This window comes from Actinoplanes sp. NPDC000266 (assembly GCF_042899005.1).
In the GTDB taxonomy this organism is placed as follows: Bacteria; Actinomycetota; Actinomycetes; order Mycobacteriales; family Micromonosporaceae; genus Actinoplanes.
The window spans coordinates 759,642-776,011 of sequence record NZ_JBIAZI010000004.1 but is presented as its reverse complement, the minus strand read 5'-3'; the positions used below and the strand labels follow the sequence as shown (position 1 = coordinate 776,011).

13 protein-coding genes are annotated in these 16,370 nt (G+C 68.9%); 8 read left to right on the top strand and 5 right to left on the bottom strand.

What is annotated here, in order from left to right; all coding sequences use genetic code 11:
• Positions 1-152 precede the first annotated feature (152 nt).
• The 3 genes from ACFY36_RS20080 (at position 153) to ACFY36_RS20070 (ending at position 5,137) form a co-directional block, all read left to right on the top strand.
• On the top strand, positions 153-1,421 hold the full coding sequence (locus ACFY36_RS20080; RefSeq protein WP_499747566.1) for a recombinase family protein: 1,269 nt from the start codon (positions 153-155) through the stop codon (positions 1,419-1,421).
• A gap of 154 nt (positions 1,422-1,575) precedes the next feature.
• Positions 1,576-2,856: a multidrug effflux MFS transporter gene (locus tag ACFY36_RS20075; RefSeq protein WP_499747477.1), complete on the top strand. Its 1,281-nt coding sequence runs from the start codon at positions 1,576-1,578 to the stop codon at positions 2,854-2,856.
• A 205-nt stretch (positions 2,857-3,061) separates the two neighbouring features.
• Positions 3,062-5,137 carry a KAP family P-loop NTPase fold protein gene (locus ACFY36_RS20070; protein ID WP_499747476.1) on the top strand — a complete coding sequence of 692 codons (2,076 nt, stop codon included), beginning with the start codon at positions 3,062-3,064 and terminating at the stop codon, positions 5,135-5,137.
• Positions 5,138-5,234: 97 nt separating this feature from the next.
• Here ACFY36_RS20070 and ACFY36_RS20065 read toward each other — a convergent pair whose 3' ends face one another.
• Entirely contained in the window at positions 5,235-5,996 is a 762-nt protein-coding gene (locus tag ACFY36_RS20065; protein ID WP_499747475.1) for a Bcr/CflA family efflux MFS transporter, read from the bottom strand.
• 182 nt (positions 5,997-6,178) lie between these two features.
• On the opposite strand from ACFY36_RS20065, the gene ACFY36_RS20060 reads away from it, so the two are divergent.
• The 3 genes from ACFY36_RS20060 to ACFY36_RS20050 are packed head-to-tail and all read left to right on the top strand — an operon-like array spanning position 6,179 to position 8,801.
• Entirely contained in the window at positions 6,179-7,513 is a 1,335-nt protein-coding gene (locus ACFY36_RS20060) for an MFS transporter (protein WP_499747474.1), read from the top strand.
• A gap of 31 nt (positions 7,514-7,544) precedes the next feature.
• Complete coding sequence (locus tag ACFY36_RS20055; protein WP_499747473.1) at positions 7,545-8,303, top strand: hypothetical protein; 759 nt, start codon at positions 7,545-7,547, stop codon at positions 8,301-8,303.
• Positions 8,304-8,801, top strand: a complete 498-nt coding sequence (locus ACFY36_RS20050; RefSeq protein WP_499747472.1) for a mycothiol transferase — start codon at positions 8,304-8,306, stop codon at positions 8,799-8,801. It abuts the gene before it with no gap.
• Positions 8,802-8,965: 164 nt separating this feature from the next.
• On the opposite strand, the gene ACFY36_RS20045 is transcribed toward ACFY36_RS20050, so the two are convergent.
• Positions 8,966-9,607: a class I SAM-dependent methyltransferase gene (locus tag ACFY36_RS20045; RefSeq protein WP_499747471.1), complete on the bottom strand. Its 642-nt coding sequence runs from the start codon at positions 9,605-9,607 to the stop codon at positions 8,966-8,968.
• A 119-nt stretch (positions 9,608-9,726) separates the two neighbouring features.
• Here ACFY36_RS20045 and ACFY36_RS20040 point away from each other — a divergent pair, with 119 nt between their 5' ends.
• Positions 9,727-10,296, top strand: a complete 570-nt coding sequence (locus tag ACFY36_RS20040) for a TetR/AcrR family transcriptional regulator (protein ID WP_499747470.1) — start codon at positions 9,727-9,729, stop codon at positions 10,294-10,296.
• Here the strand turns inward: ACFY36_RS20040 and ACFY36_RS20035 are convergent.
• From ACFY36_RS20035 to ACFY36_RS20025, 3 genes are read right to left on the bottom strand one after another with little or no spacing between them, the layout of a single operon-like run.
• Entirely contained in the window at positions 10,293-11,750 is a 1,458-nt protein-coding gene (locus ACFY36_RS20035) for an ATP-binding protein (RefSeq protein ID WP_499747469.1), read from the bottom strand. The two genes, ACFY36_RS20040 and ACFY36_RS20035, sit on opposite strands and share 4 nt — an antisense overlap.
• 1 nt (position 11,751) lies before the next feature.
• The gene (locus ACFY36_RS20030) at positions 11,752-13,410 is read right to left on the bottom strand and encodes an NAD(P)/FAD-dependent oxidoreductase (protein ID WP_499747468.1); all 1,659 of its coding nucleotides are present in this window, start codon (positions 13,408-13,410) and stop codon (positions 11,752-11,754) included.
• 11 nt (positions 13,411-13,421) lie between these two features.
• Positions 13,422-14,591, bottom strand: a complete 1,170-nt coding sequence (locus ACFY36_RS20025) for an NAD(+)/NADH kinase (protein WP_499747467.1) — start codon at positions 14,589-14,591, stop codon at positions 13,422-13,424.
• A gap of 176 nt (positions 14,592-14,767) precedes the next feature.
• Here ACFY36_RS20025 and ACFY36_RS20020 point away from each other — a divergent pair, with 176 nt between their 5' ends.
• Entirely contained in the window at positions 14,768-16,270 is a 1,503-nt protein-coding gene (locus tag ACFY36_RS20020; protein ID WP_499747466.1) for a ricin-type beta-trefoil lectin domain protein, read from the top strand.
• The last annotated feature ends 100 nt before the right edge of the window (positions 16,271-16,370 follow it).

Below are 16,370 nucleotides of genomic sequence, written 5' to 3'. Positions count from 1 at the left end.
CGTGCGGGTATCAGATGTCCGTGGTCGTGGCGATGGGTTGCTGTCGCCCGAGCTGAGCGCTACGCGATCGAGCAGTACGCGGCCCGACACGGGACCACGGTCGTCGAGCTCGACGTGTCCGGCCGGGTGTTCCGAACCGCCGGGTCGATGCCATCGTCGATGGTGTCTCGGCGGGGCGGTGGTCGTGTGTGCTGCTTTGGAAGTGGTCGCGGTGGGGCCGCAACCTGCGTGACAGTCTGGTCTACCTGGACCGGGTCGAGACGGCCGGTGGTGTCGTGCGGGCCGTGACGGAGGACGTCGATCAACGCGGCGGGTTCGGCCGGTTCACCCGCGATGAGTTGCTGTCGATCGCTGAGCTGCAATCAGATCTGATCGCGGACGGCTGGAAGGAAGTCCATGAGCGGCGCCGCCGGGCCGGTCTGCCGCACACCGGCGGCCCGCGCTGGGGCTACCACTACCGCAACGGCCGGTACGAGATCGACCCAACCGCGGTGGTGCACCTGTTCGACGCCTACACCTGCTACGCCGACGGGGTGTCTCACCGGGCCCTCGCCCAGCGATGGAACGAGACCGGCTTGCGCACCGTCGCCGGCAACCTGTGGACCGGCCAGTCGCTGGCGCGGATGATGGACACCGGATTCGCTGCCGGCCTCATCCGTGAACGCGCCGACCCGGGCACGAGCACGGACGCGCGCCGGGGTATCGCCGCGTTCGCCTGGCGGATCGGAGTGCACGAGCCGATCATCGACCTCGCCCTGTGGCAGCGATACCAGCAACGCCGTTCCGCCCGGCCTGCGGTGGCCGTATGGGCCGCGGCGGTGACGTATCCGTTGTCCGGGCTGCTGCGCTGCGGGTTCGACGGATGCGGTACCCGGATGGTCACCACACGCGCGGGCCGGAACAAGACCCACTCGTGGGTGTGTCCCCGCGCTCGAGACCAACGGGCCCACGCGTTCAACTCGATTTCGAACCGGCGGGCGATGACTGCCGTACGCGCGTGGCTGATCACCCAGCAGAACAGTGCGCTGACCGTCTACCGCGACGCCGCGAAAACGGTGGAGGACCTCGACGCGCAGATCGAGCGGCTCAGGCAGGAGCGGTACCGGCTGACCGACGTCTACACCGACGGCGACATCACCCGCACCGAGTTCCGGGCGATCAAAGACGAGATCGAAGCCGCGATCCAGCACCTCGGCCAGCGTGCGGTCGCCGTCCTCGAACAGCAACCAGCCGCCGCCGATAACCTCGACCAGGCACTCATACGGCTGCAAGCCGACTGGGACCAGCTGCCACCGGCAGAGCACCGCGACGCCCTGGCCGCCGTGCTGCACCACGTGCTCGTCATGCCCGGCCCGTACGCGCCGGGCAAGATCCAGCCGGTCGGAAGGTGGGCTCAGCCTGAGATCGACCTTGCGCCCTAACAGCGGAGCGTTCGACAGCGCGAGACGACCGGTTACGCGGCACGAGCGCAAGCGGAATATCAGCTGCTAGGAGGCTAAATCCCGGTCTTGTGACCGTTATTACCAACCGGGCTTCAGGCGGAAGATCCGGGGCGCCCGGCGGCTTGTCGCAGTTGTGGCCGAAACTCGCACTGTAACCCCGCCCGAAGACGACCTCTCTCCTGGAGAGCTGCTGCCCTCGGGCCGGCGTTTCCGGATTGTTCTCGTGCTCGGTTTCCTGACCGCGCTCGGTCCGCTCACCATCGACATGTACCTGCCTGCCCTGCCAACCATCACCGACGACTTCGGCGCCACCGCCGCCGCCGTCCAGCTCACCCTGACCGGCACCCTGGTCGGCCTCGCCCTCGGACAGTTGCTGATCGGCCCTCTGTCCGACGCGGTTGGACGGAAGGTTCCGCTGCTCGCCGGCGTCGGCGTCCACCTGATCGCCTCCCTGCTGTGCGTGATCGCACCCAACCTGGCGATCCTCGGCACGCTGCGGGTGCTGCAAGGCCTCGGCGCGGCCGCCGCCGCGGTGGTGGCGATGGCGATCGTCCGTGACCTGTTCTCCGGGTTCGCCGCCGCACGGCTGTTCTCCCGGCTCATGCTCGTGGTCGGCGTCGCGCCGATCCTCGCCCCGACCATCGGCGGGCAAACCCTGCAGTTCACCTCGTGGCGTGGCGTGTTCGTCGTGCTCACCCTCGCCGCCGCCGCGATCATGACAGCCACCGCGATCGTGCTGCCCGAGACCTTGGCTGCCGAACGCCGCCGCAACGGCGGCATCGCCGGCACCATCCGCGACTACGGCCGTCTGTTCAGCGACCGGGTATACGTCGGCCTGATCCTGGTCGCCGGCCTGGCGATGGCGGCCTTGTTCGCCTACGTCAGTGGCTCTTCTTATGTTCTGCAGGACGACTTCGGCCTCAGCGAACAACAGTTCGCGTTCGTCTTCGCCGGCGGCGCGGTCGGCCTGATCGGCGCCACCCAGTTCAACGTGCGGTTGCTACGCCGGTGGACACCCCAGCAAATCCTGGCCGCCTCCCTCGTCGCTGGGCTCGGCTTCGGCCTCGTCTTGCTCCTCCTCGCCGTGACCGAGACCGGTGGTCTGGCTGGCATCCTGATCCCGCTCTGGCTGGTCCTGGCCATGGTCGGGCTCGCCATGCCGAACGCCCCCGCCCTCGCGCTGTCCCGCCACGGTGAGGCGGCCGGCACCGCCGCCGCCCTGCTCGGTGCCGTGCAGTTCGGCGTCGGCGCCCTGGCCGCACCCCTGGTCGGCATCCTCGGCGTTGGAGCCGTTGCTATGGCCATCGTGGTCTTCGGCGGCATGCTCGCCGCTACCCTCGTCTGCTTCCTCGTCGTCCAACCGCACCGCCTCCCAGTCCAGAAGCTGGATGCTGTCGTCTCCGTCGCGCACTAATGCTGTTTTGCAGGGCGGTCCATCGATTGGTCGATTGACCGCCCTGGCCCGTTTGGCAAAAGGTTCACAACCATGCGACTCAAGCCTCTCAACCACCGTGAGATGTGTACGGCCGGCGTCAGCGTGCTGGGGAACTGAGTGAAATTCGCGAAGTGGCAGCGTGTGTCGTCGGAGGACTGTCGGGGCCCGCTGGCACAGTGAACCTATGGTGAGTCTCAACGACAATCCGATCGATCGCGCCGAACGAGATCTACTCCAGCGCAGCATGGGCGCGGCGAACGTCGCGGACGGCATCCGCGCCGTCGACGCATCCGCGGGATACGTCGTTGGGATCATCGGCCCGTGGGGATCGGGCAAAACCTCGATTGTCAACATGATCAGCGAAGCCCTCCGCCGGGAGCCGGCTGTGCCGATCATCGAGTTCAACCCCTGGATGTTCTCGGGCACCAACGAGCTGGTCCAGACATTCTTCCGCGAGCTGGCCGCTCAGATGCGCTTGAAAGAACCAAGAGTGGCGGCCATCGCTGAGTCGGTGAACACCTACGCCGACCTCCTCAGCCCTCTCGAAGCGCTGCCCGTTGTCGGAGCATGGTTCGCCCGGTTCAGGGGTGCCACGAAGGCCATCACGGAGTATCAGGAGAAGCGTAAGGGCAGTATCGCTGAGCAACGCCACAAGCTATCCGCCCAGCTCGCGGAGCTCGACCAGCCCATCGTTGTCATCATCGATGACATCGACCGGCTTGAGTCAACTGAGATCCGTGACATCTTCAAGCTCGTGCGGCTCACAGCGAGCTTCCCGAACGTGGTCTACGTCCTCGCCTTCGACCGCACCCGTGTAGAGGTCGCTCTGACCCAATCCGGATTCGATGGCCGCGCCTATCTGGAGAAGATCGTCCAACTCGGCATCGACGTGCCGTCGGTCCCAAACTCTGTTCTGCTGCGGCTGTTGGGCGAGTCACTCCAGGATGCCCTAGCCGATCTGGACATACCGGAGAGGTTCAACGAACATGCCTGGCCGGACGTGCTCATGGAGATCGTCAGGCCACTCGTGAACAACATGCGCGACGTCGCCCGATACTGCGCCGCGGTTCGCGCTACATCCCACACGCTAGGCAACCAGGTTGAGCTCGTGGACGTACTGGCGCTCGAGGCCGTCAGAGTCTTTCTCCCTGACCTCTTCCAGCTGATCGTGGCAGGCCGCGACGGACTGACCGCCGCGGCGTCAGCAAGCTTCGACCAGCGATACGAGGACTCTCGTTTGAAAGAGCAGATCGAGGCCATCGTGGCAGCGGGTAGCCGCAAGCCCGACGTAGTCAAAGCCCTCATCGAACGAGTTTTCCCGGCCGCGCGGCGGCATATAGGTTCCAACACGTATGACTCGTCGTGGCAGCCCAGCTGGCTCAGGGCACGTCGAGTCGCCCACCCAGACGTGCTCGCGCTCTACCTCGAACAGGTCAGCAACGACAGCATGCGCGCTTTCAGCAACGCCGAGAAGGCATTCGCCGTGCTCGATGACGAGACTGCACTGAACGCTCTGCTCCGCACCTGCGAAATCAGCGAACTTGAGGATGTCGTTAACGCCCTTGAAGCGTTCGAAACCGAATTCCCGACAGACGCAGTCGTGCCAGCATCACGAGTTCTGCTGAACCTCTTGCCCGATATGCCGGAACGGCCACGCGGCATGATGACCTTTGTTGATGCCAGACTGGTCGTGTTGCGCGTCGTCCTACGCCTCCTACGCCGACTCGAATCGCCTGATTCGGTGATGGAGGCAGCCGGTCAGATTTTGAACGAGGTGCCGTCCTTCGCGTCCAGGTTCGAGCTCATCACCATCGTCGGCCACCGAGAGGGCGCCGGCCACCGCCTAGTCACAGAGGCCGACGCGACGGGGCTTGAGAAACAGTTCCGAGAGCAGCTGGCCGCGGCGCCGTCCAGCGAGCTCGCCGGTGAGAAGAACCTGCTCCGACTCCTTTACTCACCCAAGTTCTTCGGGGGAGACGGGGAGGCTGTGCATGTGGACCCGCAGGATACCCAGCTCACTCGTTCGCTACTGCTTGATGCGCAATCCCTCGTCCGCATGCAGCAGATGGGCGCACGGGCGGTTCACAAATCAGTGCGATTGCGCTGGGACGCCCTCGTAGAAGTGTTCGGCGGTGAACCAGCTGTCAAGGAAGCCGTCGATGCGCTCCGCGCCATCGCGGACGACGACCTCAAGCCAACGATCGAACTCGCCGACAAGTACCTGGACGGTTGGAGGCCATCCGAGTGGGGCGACGACTGACGCGGTAGCGCTCGCCACGGCGGCCTCAGTGGCAAACTCGGCAGGGGCCAGCTGTGTTTTCGCTGCTCATCCACCCAGAAAGCTACTGCCTTGGTTGTTAAGCGAACCTGTGCACTTTACAGCGCTCCACGAAGGAGGAGCCGCTCACGTAGGCGAACAGCGCGGAGAACGCGAGCCCGGCGACAAGGATGAGGCCGACGTACGCCCGGTCGGTGAACAGCCGTCCGTAGTCGCGCAGCGTGCCGGTCAGGCCGCCGTTGCGGCGGCGCTCGACGGGCAGGGTCTCGGGCAGCACCAGCGCGGTGGCCGTCATGATGGCCGCGCCGGCCAGGGTGAGCACGACGAAGACGCCGCGCCACGAGGTCCAGTTGAGGACCGTGCCGCCGATCGTCGGTGCCAGGATCGGCGCGACGCCGATCACCAGCATCAGGCGGGAGAAGAGCTTGGCCGCGGCCAGGCCGGTGAACAGGTCGCGCACGATCGCCATGCCGATGACGGCGGCGGCCGCGGCGCCCAGACCCTGCAGGACGCGCAGCGTGCCGAGGACGGCCAGGTTGGGCGCGATCACGCAGAGCACCGAGGCCAGGATGTGCACGGCGACGCCGGCCAGCAGCGGCATGCGGCGGCCGATGGCATCGGAGAGCGGGCCCACGACCAGCTGCCCGAGCGCCAGGCCGAGCAGGGTGCCGGTGAGCGTGAGCTGCACGGCGGCCTCGGTCGTGTGCAGGTCGGTGGTGATCGTCGGCAGGGACGGGAGGTACATGTCGATGGTCAGCGGCCCGAGCGCGGACAGGAATCCGAGAACGAGAACGATCCGGAGCCTGCGGCCGGCGGGCAGGAGATCACCAGGAGAGTGCATGACTAGTGACAAGTTGCCCGGGACACCAATTCTTCCGCCCCGTAATAGTGCTCACAGAAGGACCGAATGCTGGAAATGCATTTGACGTTCGTGCTGCTAGTGACGGGTCACACGTTGTCGATGCGGCTGGAGCGGAGTTGTCTTGATGACGTACGTGCAAGGTAGCGAATGAAAGGCGGACCATGGCCCTGCGTCCCGGAGCCCGGGCCTGGGCGGTGTGGGCCGTCGGCCTCGCCGCGTACGTTCTCGCGGTCCTCAACCGTACGTCGCTCGGTGTCGCCGGCCTCGACGCGCAGGACCGCTTCCACATCGGCGCGGGCGCGCTCGCCTCGTTCGCCGTGCTCCAGCTTCTCGTCTACGCCGGCCTCCAGGTGCCGGTCGGACTGCTGCTCGACCGCTTCGGCTCGCTGCGGCTGATCGTCACCGGCGGCGTGCTGATGGCGGCCGGCCAGGCCCTGATGGCCACCACCGACAGCGTGGGCGGAGCCATCACGGCCCGCGTCCTGGTCGGCGCGGGCGACGCGATGACCTTCATCAGCGTGCTGCGGCTGGTGCCGCAGTGGTTCCCGGCCAAGCGGGTGCCGGTGGTCACCCAGCTCACCGGCATCGTCGGGCAGGCGGGGCAGGTGCTCTCGGCCGTGCCGCTGGCCGCCCTGCTGGCCGGTCCGGGCTGGGCCACGGCGTTCCTGTCGGCGGCCGGGCTGGGCCTGTTCGTCGCGGTGGTCGCCTTCGCGGCCCTGCACGACACCCCCGAACGCAAGATAAACAGCGGTGAGGCGCTCACCCTCGGTCAGCTGCGGGCCGACCTGAGCAGCGCCTGGCGGCACCCGGGGACCCGGCTCGGGCTATGGACGCACTTCACGACCCAGTTCACCGGCACGGTGTTCGCCCTCATGTGGGGCTTTCCGTTCCTGATCGCCGGTCAGGGCCTGGCCCGCGAGACGGCGAGCGCCCTGCTCACGCTGTTCGTGCTGGTCGGGATGGCGGCCGGACCCCTGCTGGGGGTGCTGGTGCAGCGTTACCCGCTGCGCCGGTCCAACCTGGTGCTCGGCATCGTCTTCGTGAACGCGGCCGGCTGGGGTCTGGTGCTGGCCTGGCCGGGGCACGCGCCGATGGCCGTGCTGGTGCTGCTCGTGCTGGCGCTGGGCATCGGCGGCCCGGGTTCGATGATCGGATTCGACTACGCCCGTACGTTCAACCCGCCGCACCGCCTCGGCACGGCGACCGGCGTGGTGAACGTGGGCGGCTTCGTTGCCTCGCTGCTCTCGATCGAGCTGATCGGGTTGATCCTGGACGCCCGCACCGGCGGGTCCGCGAACTATGACATCGCCGACTTCAAAATCGCCATGTCGGTGCAGTACGTATTCATCGCGGTCGGTCTCGCCGGCATCCTGCGTACGCGCAGGCTGGCGCGCTTGCGGATGGCCGAGGAAGGCATCGTGGTCCGTCCGCTCCGTCAGGTGATCGCCGAGCGCCGGGGTTTAGCGATCGGCCGAGAGGTAAAGGCGAAGACCTGACAAAGCAGGAGAGAGACGGACTGAGGAGGATATGACTGAGCACGCACCGGGCCACCGGCCCGGCATCGACGTCACCAAGACCATCGCCGGCACGCTGGCCGCGGTCTCCGCGGCTTTCCTGGGATCGTTCCTGGGCGTGGCCGGCACCCTGATCGGGGCCGCCGTGGCCAGCATCGTCGGCTCCGTGGGAACGGAGCTCTACCAGCGCTGGCTCAACCGGGGCACCGAGAAGATCAAGTCGAGCTTCGTGACGGCCCCGGCCGCGATAGGCACGCCCGAGGTCGCCGCCGCGGCCGAGGAGAGCCCGTCGGGCCCGCCGCCGAAGATCCGCTGGCAGCGGGTGGCCATGATCGCGGGCGCGTTCTTCGTGCTGGCGATCGGTTCGCTGACCGCCTTCGAGGTGATCGCCGGCCGGAGCGCCGCCGACGTGGTGCAGAACAAGGCCAGTTCGAGCTCGACCATCGGCATCCCGCTCCGCTCGACCCACTCCGACAAATCTGACAAGTCGGATGAGGCACCGGCGCCGACGGCGTCGTCGTCGCCCTCCGAGTCGCCGGATCAGAAGGACCAGGAGTCGCCGGCGCCGGAACAGTCGGAGACAAGCACCCCCACCGAGTCGCCGGCGCCGGCCGACGGGTCCACGGAGGAGCCCACGGACACCCCGACGACCGACGCGCCCACGACCGAGGCGCCGGCCCCCGCTGACGAGCAGCCCCAGGACGGGGAGACTCAGCAGGACGGTCAGGCCCCGCAGCAGCAGGGCGACACCTCCACCTCACAGGGAGAGTAGATGGACGCCAAGGACATCCTCACCGAGGCTTTCGGGCGCCTGCCCGAGCTCGTGCACACGGCGGTCGACGGCCTCACCCCCGAGCAGTTGCGCCATCGTCCGGCCGGGGAGGCCAACTCGATCGGCTGGCTGATCTGGCACCTCACCCGCGTCCAGGACGACCACGTGGCCGAGGTGATGGGCGCCGGCCAGATCTACGCCACGGGCGACTGGGCCCCGCGCTTCGGTCTCAAGGACGCGGAGGACACGGGCTACGGCCACGACGCGGTGCAGGTGGCCGCGGTGGCGCCGGAGAGCGTACAGACCTTGGTGGACTACTACACGGCGGTGCACGAGCGGACGATCGGCTATCTCGCCGGCCTCTCCGAGGCCGACCTCGACCGGGTGGTCGACGAGCGCTGGGACCCTCCGGTGACTTTGGGCGTACGCCTGGTGAGCGTCTACGACGACGACGCCCAGCACGCGGGCCAGGCCGCCTACGTCCGCGGCCTCCTCTGACGCTGACCCGCACCGCCGGCTGGCCCGGCTCGATCGGCGGCCGGGTTCCGCTGGTGGGCTCGGCTTGGCCGTCGGATTCGGCTCGGGCCGTCGGGTTCGGCTCGGGCTGGTGGGCGTGGTGCGGCCTGATGGGCGCGGCGCGGCCTGGTGGAGCGGCGCGGCCGTCAGATGCCGATCGGGGCCAGCTGGCGGCAGCGGCGCCGGGCCGGGGGCGCGGAGCGGACGACCGGGGCGAGCGCCGGGCGGCGGCAGTAGTAGACGAGGGCCGGTGGCAGGTTGGCCCACACGGTGCGGCCGAGCAGGACCTCGTCGAACCAGCTATCGAGCGCGCCCCGCAGGCGGCGGGCCGGGGCCGCCCAGCGCAGGTGGACGTAGGCGAACGTGGTGAACGCGCCGCCCGGGGCGAGGGCCTGGACGGCGGAGGCCAGGATGTCGCGCTGACGGTCGGGGGCGAAGGCGGCCCAGGGCAGCCCGCTGACGATCACGTCGGCGCCGGCCAGGCCCCGCTCGGCCAGCAGGTCGGGCAGAGCGGCGGCGTCGGCCGTGATCACTTCGACTTTGGGATGGCGGGCGGCCAGCTGCTCGGCCAGGCGCGGGTTGATCTCGATGGCCAGGTGCCGCCCACGGCCGCCCAGGCGGCGCTGGATCGCCTCGGTGAACGGCCCGGTGCCGGGACCGAGCTCCACCACGACCGGGTCGCCCGTGCTGGGGATCGGCGCGACGGCCAGTTCGGAGAGGGCGGCCCCGCTCGGCGCGACGGCGCCGACTTCCCACGGGCGACGGAGAAATTCCGACAGCAAAGACATCGCAACCTGCCTGCTAGGGTAAGTGGAGGATTACTCCACCTAAGATATGGAGGATTCCTCCGATTCGCAAGATTGCCTGAGAGCCGTCTCAGCCAGTGCCGGGCGGGAAGGGGGCGAGAGTGACGCAAGAGAAGCCGATGCGGGCGGATGCTCGCCGTAAGCGGGAGGCGGTCATCGCCGCCGCTGTCGAGGTCTTCGGGGAGCGTGGGGTCGAGATCGCGCTGGATGAGGTGGCTCGGCGCGCGAATGTCGGCATCGCCACGCTCTATCGGCACTTTCCGACTCGGGAAGCGCTGATCACGGGGGCCTATCTGCACGAGATCGGGCGACTGTGCGCCGGCGCCGGCGAGCTGCTGGCCGCCCTGCCGGCCGATGAGGCGCTGAAGGCCTGGATGAGGCGGTTCATCGGCAACACGCAAGGAAAGCCGGGCATCGCGCTGGCGCTCAAAGCCGTCGTCAAAGCCACCGACGCCGAAGGGCTCGCCGCCTCGCACGACGAGGTCTACGCCGCCCTGCAGAAGTTCCTCGACGCCGGCTACCGGGACGGGATCTTCGCCTCGCGGGTCGAGGCGGCCGTGCTGGCCAACGCGCTGAGCGGCATCAGCCTGGCCAACGACGCGGCCGGTCTGGAGGCGCAGGCCGCCACGATCATCGATCTGACCGTCAACGGCCTGCGCTATCCGAGTTAAGCGGAGGCGGGCTCGTTCAGCGGGAGCCGCACCTTGAACTTCGTGTCGCCCGGCTTCGAGTCGAGCTTGATGTCGCCGCCGTGGCCGTTCACCACGATGCGGTACGAGATGTCCAGGCCCAGGCCCGTTCCCTCACCGACCGGCTTCGTGGTGAAGAACGGCTCGAAGACCCGCTTCTTCAGCTCGTCGGGCACCCCCGGGCCGGTGTCGCCGACCGCGACGATCACGTGGTCGTCCTCGCGGTAGGTCTTGATCGTCAGGGTGCCGGCGCCGTTCATGGCCTGCACCGCGTTGTCGATCAGGTTGGTCCAGACCTGGTTGAGCTCGGCCGGGTGGGCCGGGATCTGCGGGAGCGTACGGTCGTACTCCTTGATGACCTTGACGCCCGTGCCGATCTTGTGGGTGAGCATGACCAGGGTGCTGTCGAGGCCGGTGTGCACGTCGATCCACTGGTGGGCCGCCCGGTCCATCTGTGAATACTGCTTGGCCGAGGCCACCAGCGACGACACCCGGCTCGTGGCGTCCTCGATGTCGGTCATCAGCTGCTCGGTCTCGAGCGCGTAGCCGATCCAGTGGATGGCCTGGTCAAGCAGCTCGGGCGAGCCGACCCGGGCCTCCATGTCGTTGAGGCAGTCGAGGTCGAGGCCGCCCTGGGCGAAGACCGCGGCCAGATCCCAGGCGCCGGTCACGTTGCGCTCGTCCATCCAGTCGCCGAGCTCGTCCTCGCGGTCGGCCACCTGCATGGCGGTCAGCACGGGCGCCTTCGCGGCCCGCTCGATCACGTCCTCCTGGAGCGCGACCAGCTCCACCAGGCGGTCCGGCGGCACCTTGCCGGCGGCCAGCATGCCCAGTTTGTGGCGCATGCCCGCCACCCGCTGGCGCAGCGAGGCGGTGGCCCGGGAGGCGGCCGCGGCCGGGTTGTTCAGCTCGTGCATGAGGCCGGCCGAGAGCGCGCCGAGCGCGGTCAGCCGCTGCCGCTCGCTGATGGCCGCCTGGGAGCTGCGCATGCCCAGGGTCAGACCCTCGAGCAGGTGTACGGCCATCGGGAACCACTCGCGCATGATGTGGCCGAAGTCCTCGGCGCTCATCACGAAGAAGTCCGAGTCGTCGAGGGCCCGCATGCTCGCCATGTAGCGGCGGGGGACGCCGTCGTCGCGCAGGTAGGCGTTGGTGGCGCCCATGTACACGCCGCGCTGCTCCGTACGGGAGGTCTGCACGTCGTCCTGGCCGACCTTGCGGCTGAGCGCGATGGTGCCGCTGAGCAGCATGAAGAACTTCTCGGCGGGATCGCCCTCCTGGATCACCACGCCGCCCGCGGGCATGTGCATGGTGCAGCCGTGATCGGCGATCCACTGAAGCTGCTCGCCGGTCAGCTTCTCGAACAGGAAGAGGGTGCGGAGCTCGTCCGGCGACAGGGCGCCGGGATCGCAGGGCACGAGAAGGGGTTCGGTCATCTCACTGCGCCTCCAGGTAGCGATGGACCAGCGTGACGGCCATCGCGCCCTCGCCGACCGCCGAGGCCACCCGCTTGACCGAGTTGGCCCGGACGTCGCCGGCGGCGAAGATGCCGGGAACACTGCACTCCAGGTAGAACGGATCGCGGTCCCGATCCCATCCCTTCGGGCGGGACCCATTTGAGAGCAGGTCGGGCCCGGTGTAGACGAAGCCCTTCTCATCACGGGCGACGGCCGTGCCGAGCCAGTCGGTGCGCGGCTCGGCGCCGATGAAGACGAACAGGTAGCCGCACTCGACGGTGGTGCTCATGCCCTCTTTGCTGTCGCAGATCGTGATCGCCTGGAGATGGCCGTTGCCCTGGGCGCCGATCACCTCGCAGCGGGTGCGCACCCGGATGTTCTCGACCTGGTTGAGCTGCTGGATCAGGTAGTACGACATCGACGCCTCGAGCGAGTCGCCGCGCACGAGCAGGGTGACCGTCCGGGCGTACCGGGAAAAGAAGAGCGCGGCCTGACCGGCCGAGTTGGCCCCGCCCACGATGTAGACGTCGGTGCCGGCGCAGGACGGGCCCTCGGTCGAGGCCGAGCCGTAGTAGACGCCGGAGCCGGTGAAGTCGGCGATGCCGTCGGCCACCAGCGGGCGATAGGCGACACCGGTGGCGAGCACTATCGAGTGGGCCGACACCTCGCCGCCGTCGGCGAAGGTCAGGGTGCGGGCCGAGCCGTCGGCGCGCAGGCCGGTGACCTCGCGGGTGTTGAGCACCTCGGCCTCGAACTTGCCGGCCTGCCGCCGGGCCCGATCGGTGAGCTGGGCGCCCGAGATGCCGTCGGGGAAGCCCAGGTAGTTCTCGATGCGGGAGCTCTGGCCGGCCTGGCCGCCGACGGCCGAGCGCTCGACCATCAGGGTCCGCAGGCCCTCGGAGGCGCCGTAGACCGCGGCGCCGAGCCCGGCCGGACCGCCGCCCACGATGATCAGGTCGTAGAAGTCGCGGTTGGGCGCGGTGGACAGGCCGGCCGCCTCGGCCACCTCGGTGGTGCTGGGCTGGGCCAGGGCCCGGCCGTCGGTCGTCACCACCAGCGGGATGGCCTCGGGGCCGACCCCGGCCGCCTCGAGCAGGCGGCGGCCCTCGGCCTCGTCGGCGCCGTACCACTTGTACGGCACCAGGTTGCGGGCCAGGAAGTCGCGGATCTGATAGGACGGCTCGCTCCAGCGGTGGCCGACGACCCGGATGTCCTCGATCTCGCGGTCGCCGGTGGCCTGCCACGCGTCGAGCAGGGCGTCGATCACCGGGTAGAGCTTCTCCTCCGGCGGATCCCACGGCTTGAGCAGGTAGTGGTCGACGTCGACGACGTTGATGGCCGAGATGGCGGCGTCCGTGTCGGCGTACGCGGTCAGCAGGGCCCGCCGGGCGTTCGGGAACAGGTCCATCGCCTGCTCCAGGAACTCGATGCCGTTGATCTGCGGCATCCGGTAGTCGGCGAGCATCACGGCGACCCGCCCGCCGCGCAGCTTGAGCTCCTTGAGCGCGTCGAGGGCGTCGGAGGCCGACGAGGCGCGCAGGATCCGGTAGCGGTCGCCGTAACGGCGGCGCAGGTCGCGGGCGATGGCCCGGGAGACCGAGGGGTCGTCGTCGACGGTGAGGATCGTGGGATGGCCCATGAGTCGGTACCTCAGCTCTGGCTAAGCAGGTCGGCGTATTCGGGGTGGCGGTCCAGATATCCGATGACGAAGGGGCAGGAGACGACCACCGGGGTGGCGCGGCCGCGGGCGTCCTCGAGCGCGGCCGAGGCGAGCCGGCTGGCCAGCCCGCGCCCGGAGAACGACTGCTCGATCTCGGTGTGCATCAGCTCGATCTTGTCGCCGTGGCGGCGGTAGTTGAGCACGCCGGCCACCTCGCCGCCGAGCAGCACCTCGTAGCGCTGGCGCTCGAAGCTGTCGACCACGACGGCGTCGGCCGAGTCGGGCACGCCGACCTGGGCGCTGCCCTCGACCCGCAGCTTGCGCCGGGCCCGCTCGTAGAACGAGGTGCCGCCGAGGCGGATGACGTTGGCCGCGGACGGGACGGGCTCGATGGCCAGCCGGTCGTCGGGGCGGGCGTAGCCCTCGATGATGCCGTCGACCTCGATGGCCAGGCGGCCGCTGGTGGCCAGCACGTCGAGCTCGAGCCGCTCGGTGAGGGCGAGCATCAGCGGGCGGTTGAACGAGGAGTGCGCGGCGGCGGCGGTGACGATCAGCCCCTCGACGTTCGGCGAGACGATCGGGCCGCCGGCCGAGAAGCTGTACGCCGTGGAGCCGGTCGGCGTGGAGACGATGACGGCGTCGGCCGCGTAATTGACGAAGTTCTTGCCCTCGACCGAGATGCCGATCGCGGCCAGGCCGTCGCCGGGCACCCGGACCATGGCGATGTCGTTGAAGGCCGATACGGCCTTGCCGTCGGGCAGCACCGTGCGCACCGCGGTGCGCGACTCGATGGTGAACCGGTGCTCGTCGATCGCGGAGAGCGCCTCGGGCAGATCGGGCAGGTCGACCTCGGCCAGGAAGCCGAGCCGGCCGACGTTCACCCCCAGGACGGGCGTCTTGCGCCCCTCGACCAGCCGCATGGTGCGCAGCATGGTGCCGTCGCCGCCCAGGCTGACCAGCAGACCGGCCCGCTCGACCATCTCCTCGGGGCTCACCGCCTCGGCCTGGCAGTCGATCCGGTCGATCTCCTCGTGCAGCCCCAGCACGGTGACGTCGCGCCGCTGTGCCCATCGCGTGATCGCGTCGATCGCGGAGCCGCAGTCGCGCCGCGGGTGCAGCACCAGGCCGACCACCTTGACCATGCCCATTTGCCCGTACACCCCGTCTGCTGCGAACGACTCCTGAAGAACACAGCCTTGCACGACCGGGGCGGAGTCGGCGAGAGGAGGCGACGGAGGCCACGTGGTTCATACGGGCAGGTTTCTTCATTGTTTCTTGACAGCGTTGTCATGCATAGACAGCCTCCGATCTATCCCCATGCGAAAGGAAGCCTGCTATGCGTAAACGCTGGCTCGCCGTGGCCGCCTCGGCGATCACGCTGCTCACCCCCGTGCCGGCCCAGGCCGCGCCCGCCGACGACCCGAACCTGCCGCCGGACATGGTGGCCGCGATGAAGCGGGATCTGAAGCTCACCGACGCCCAGATCGCGGTCCGGTTGCGCACGGAGGCCGCGGCGCCGGTGATCGAGCGCCGCCTGAGGACCCGCCTCGGTTCCGCCTTCGCCGGTGCCTGGATTCCGGCCGGTTCGGACCGTCTGACGGTCGCGGTGACCGATTCTTCCGCCTATTCGGCCGTACGGGCGGAGGGCGCGAACCCGGCGCTCGTGTCCCGCAGCGCCGCTGACCTGTCCTCCTCGCGCGCCGCCCTGGACCGGCACGCCTCCTCGGCCCGGCCGTCGGTCGTCCGCGGGTGGTACGTCGACACGGCCGCCAACCGGGTCGTCGTGATGGCCGCGCCCGGCGCCTCCTCGGCCGCCTCGAAATTCGCCGCCGGCAGTGGCGCCGGCAGTGTCACGATCGTCGAAGCCGAGCAGCCGAAGCCCCTCTACGACACCCGGGGCGGCGACCAGTACGTGATCAACGGCAACACGCTCTGCTCGGTCGGCTTCGCCGTGGCCGGCGGCTTCGTCAGCGCCGGTCACTGCGGCGGCACGGGCAGCCCGACGCTCGGCTACAACAACGTCGCCCAGGGCACCTTCGCCGGCTCGTCCTTCCCGGGCAACGACTACGCCTGGATCCGGACGAACGGGAACTGGACCTCGCAGCCGTGGGTCAACAACTACTCGGGCGGCAACGTGACCGTGGCCGGCTCGCAGGAGGCGGCCATCGGCAGCTCGGTCTGCCGCTCCGGGCGTACCACCGGCTGGCGTTGCGGCACGATCCTCGACCGCGACGAGACGATCGTGTACTCCCAGGGCGCGGTCTCCGGTCTGGCCCGCAGCAACGCGTGTGCCGAGCCGGGCGACTCCGGCGGTTCGTGGATCTCGGGCAACCAGGCCCAGGGCGTCACGTCGGGCGGAACGGGCAACTGCTCCAGCGGCGGCACCATGTGGTTCCAGCCGGTCAACGAGATTCTTTCGGTGTACGGGTTGTCGCTGACCACCACCGGCGGCAGTTCCGGGTCCTCGCTGATCAGCAGTCTCAACAACAAGTGCGTCGACGTGCCGAACTCGAACTTCTCGGACGGCGTGCCGGTGCAGATGTGGGGCTGCAACGGCACCGGCGCCCAGAAGTGGAACTTCGTGAACGGCACCCTCCAGACGTCGAACAACAAGTGCCTCGACGTCGCGTGGGGCTCGACCGCGAACGGGGCGGTCATCCAGATCGCCAACTGCAGCGGCAACGCGGCACAGCAGTTCGTCCTGTCGGCCGCCGGTGACCTGGTCAATCCGCAGGCCAACAAGTGCGTGGACATCGACGCCTGGAACGCGAACGACGGCGCCCGGCTGATCCTCTGGGACTGCACGGGCGGCGCCAACCAGAAATGGCGTCGCGGGTAACCGCCTCGCGAAAAAAGGGCAGAAGACCCTTAAAGGAACCATAAAGATCTTGGGCGTACGGGCGGATCGCGGCGCCCCTTCCCAGGATGGGCATCGTCCC

What these genes read in the sequence shown, in the direction of transcription:
- ACFY36_RS20070 (WP_499747476.1), top strand. Translation starts at nt 3,062, where the DNA reads ATGGTGAGTCTCAACGACAATCCGATCGATCGCGCCGAACGAGATCTA.
- ACFY36_RS20065 (WP_499747475.1), bottom strand. Translation starts at nt 5,996, where the DNA reads ATGCACTCTCCTGGTGATCTCCTGCCCGCCGGCCGCAGGCTCCGGATC.
- ACFY36_RS20060 (WP_499747474.1), top strand. Translation starts at nt 6,179, where the DNA reads ATGGCCCTGCGTCCCGGAGCCCGGGCCTGGGCGGTGTGGGCCGTCGGC.
- ACFY36_RS20055 (WP_499747473.1), top strand. Translation starts at nt 7,545, where the DNA reads ATGACTGAGCACGCACCGGGCCACCGGCCCGGCATCGACGTCACCAAG.
- ACFY36_RS20050 (WP_499747472.1), top strand. Translation starts at nt 8,304, where the DNA reads ATGGACGCCAAGGACATCCTCACCGAGGCTTTCGGGCGCCTGCCCGAG.
- ACFY36_RS20045 (WP_499747471.1), bottom strand. Translation starts at nt 9,607, where the DNA reads ATGTCTTTGCTGTCGGAATTTCTCCGTCGCCCGTGGGAAGTCGGCGCC.
- ACFY36_RS20035 (WP_499747469.1), bottom strand. Translation starts at nt 11,750, where the DNA reads ATGACCGAACCCCTTCTCGTGCCCTGCGATCCCGGCGCCCTGTCGCCG.
- ACFY36_RS20030 (WP_499747468.1), bottom strand. Translation starts at nt 13,410, where the DNA reads ATGGGCCATCCCACGATCCTCACCGTCGACGACGACCCCTCGGTCTCC.
- ACFY36_RS20020 (WP_499747466.1), top strand. Translation starts at nt 14,768, where the DNA reads ATGCGTAAACGCTGGCTCGCCGTGGCCGCCTCGGCGATCACGCTGCTC.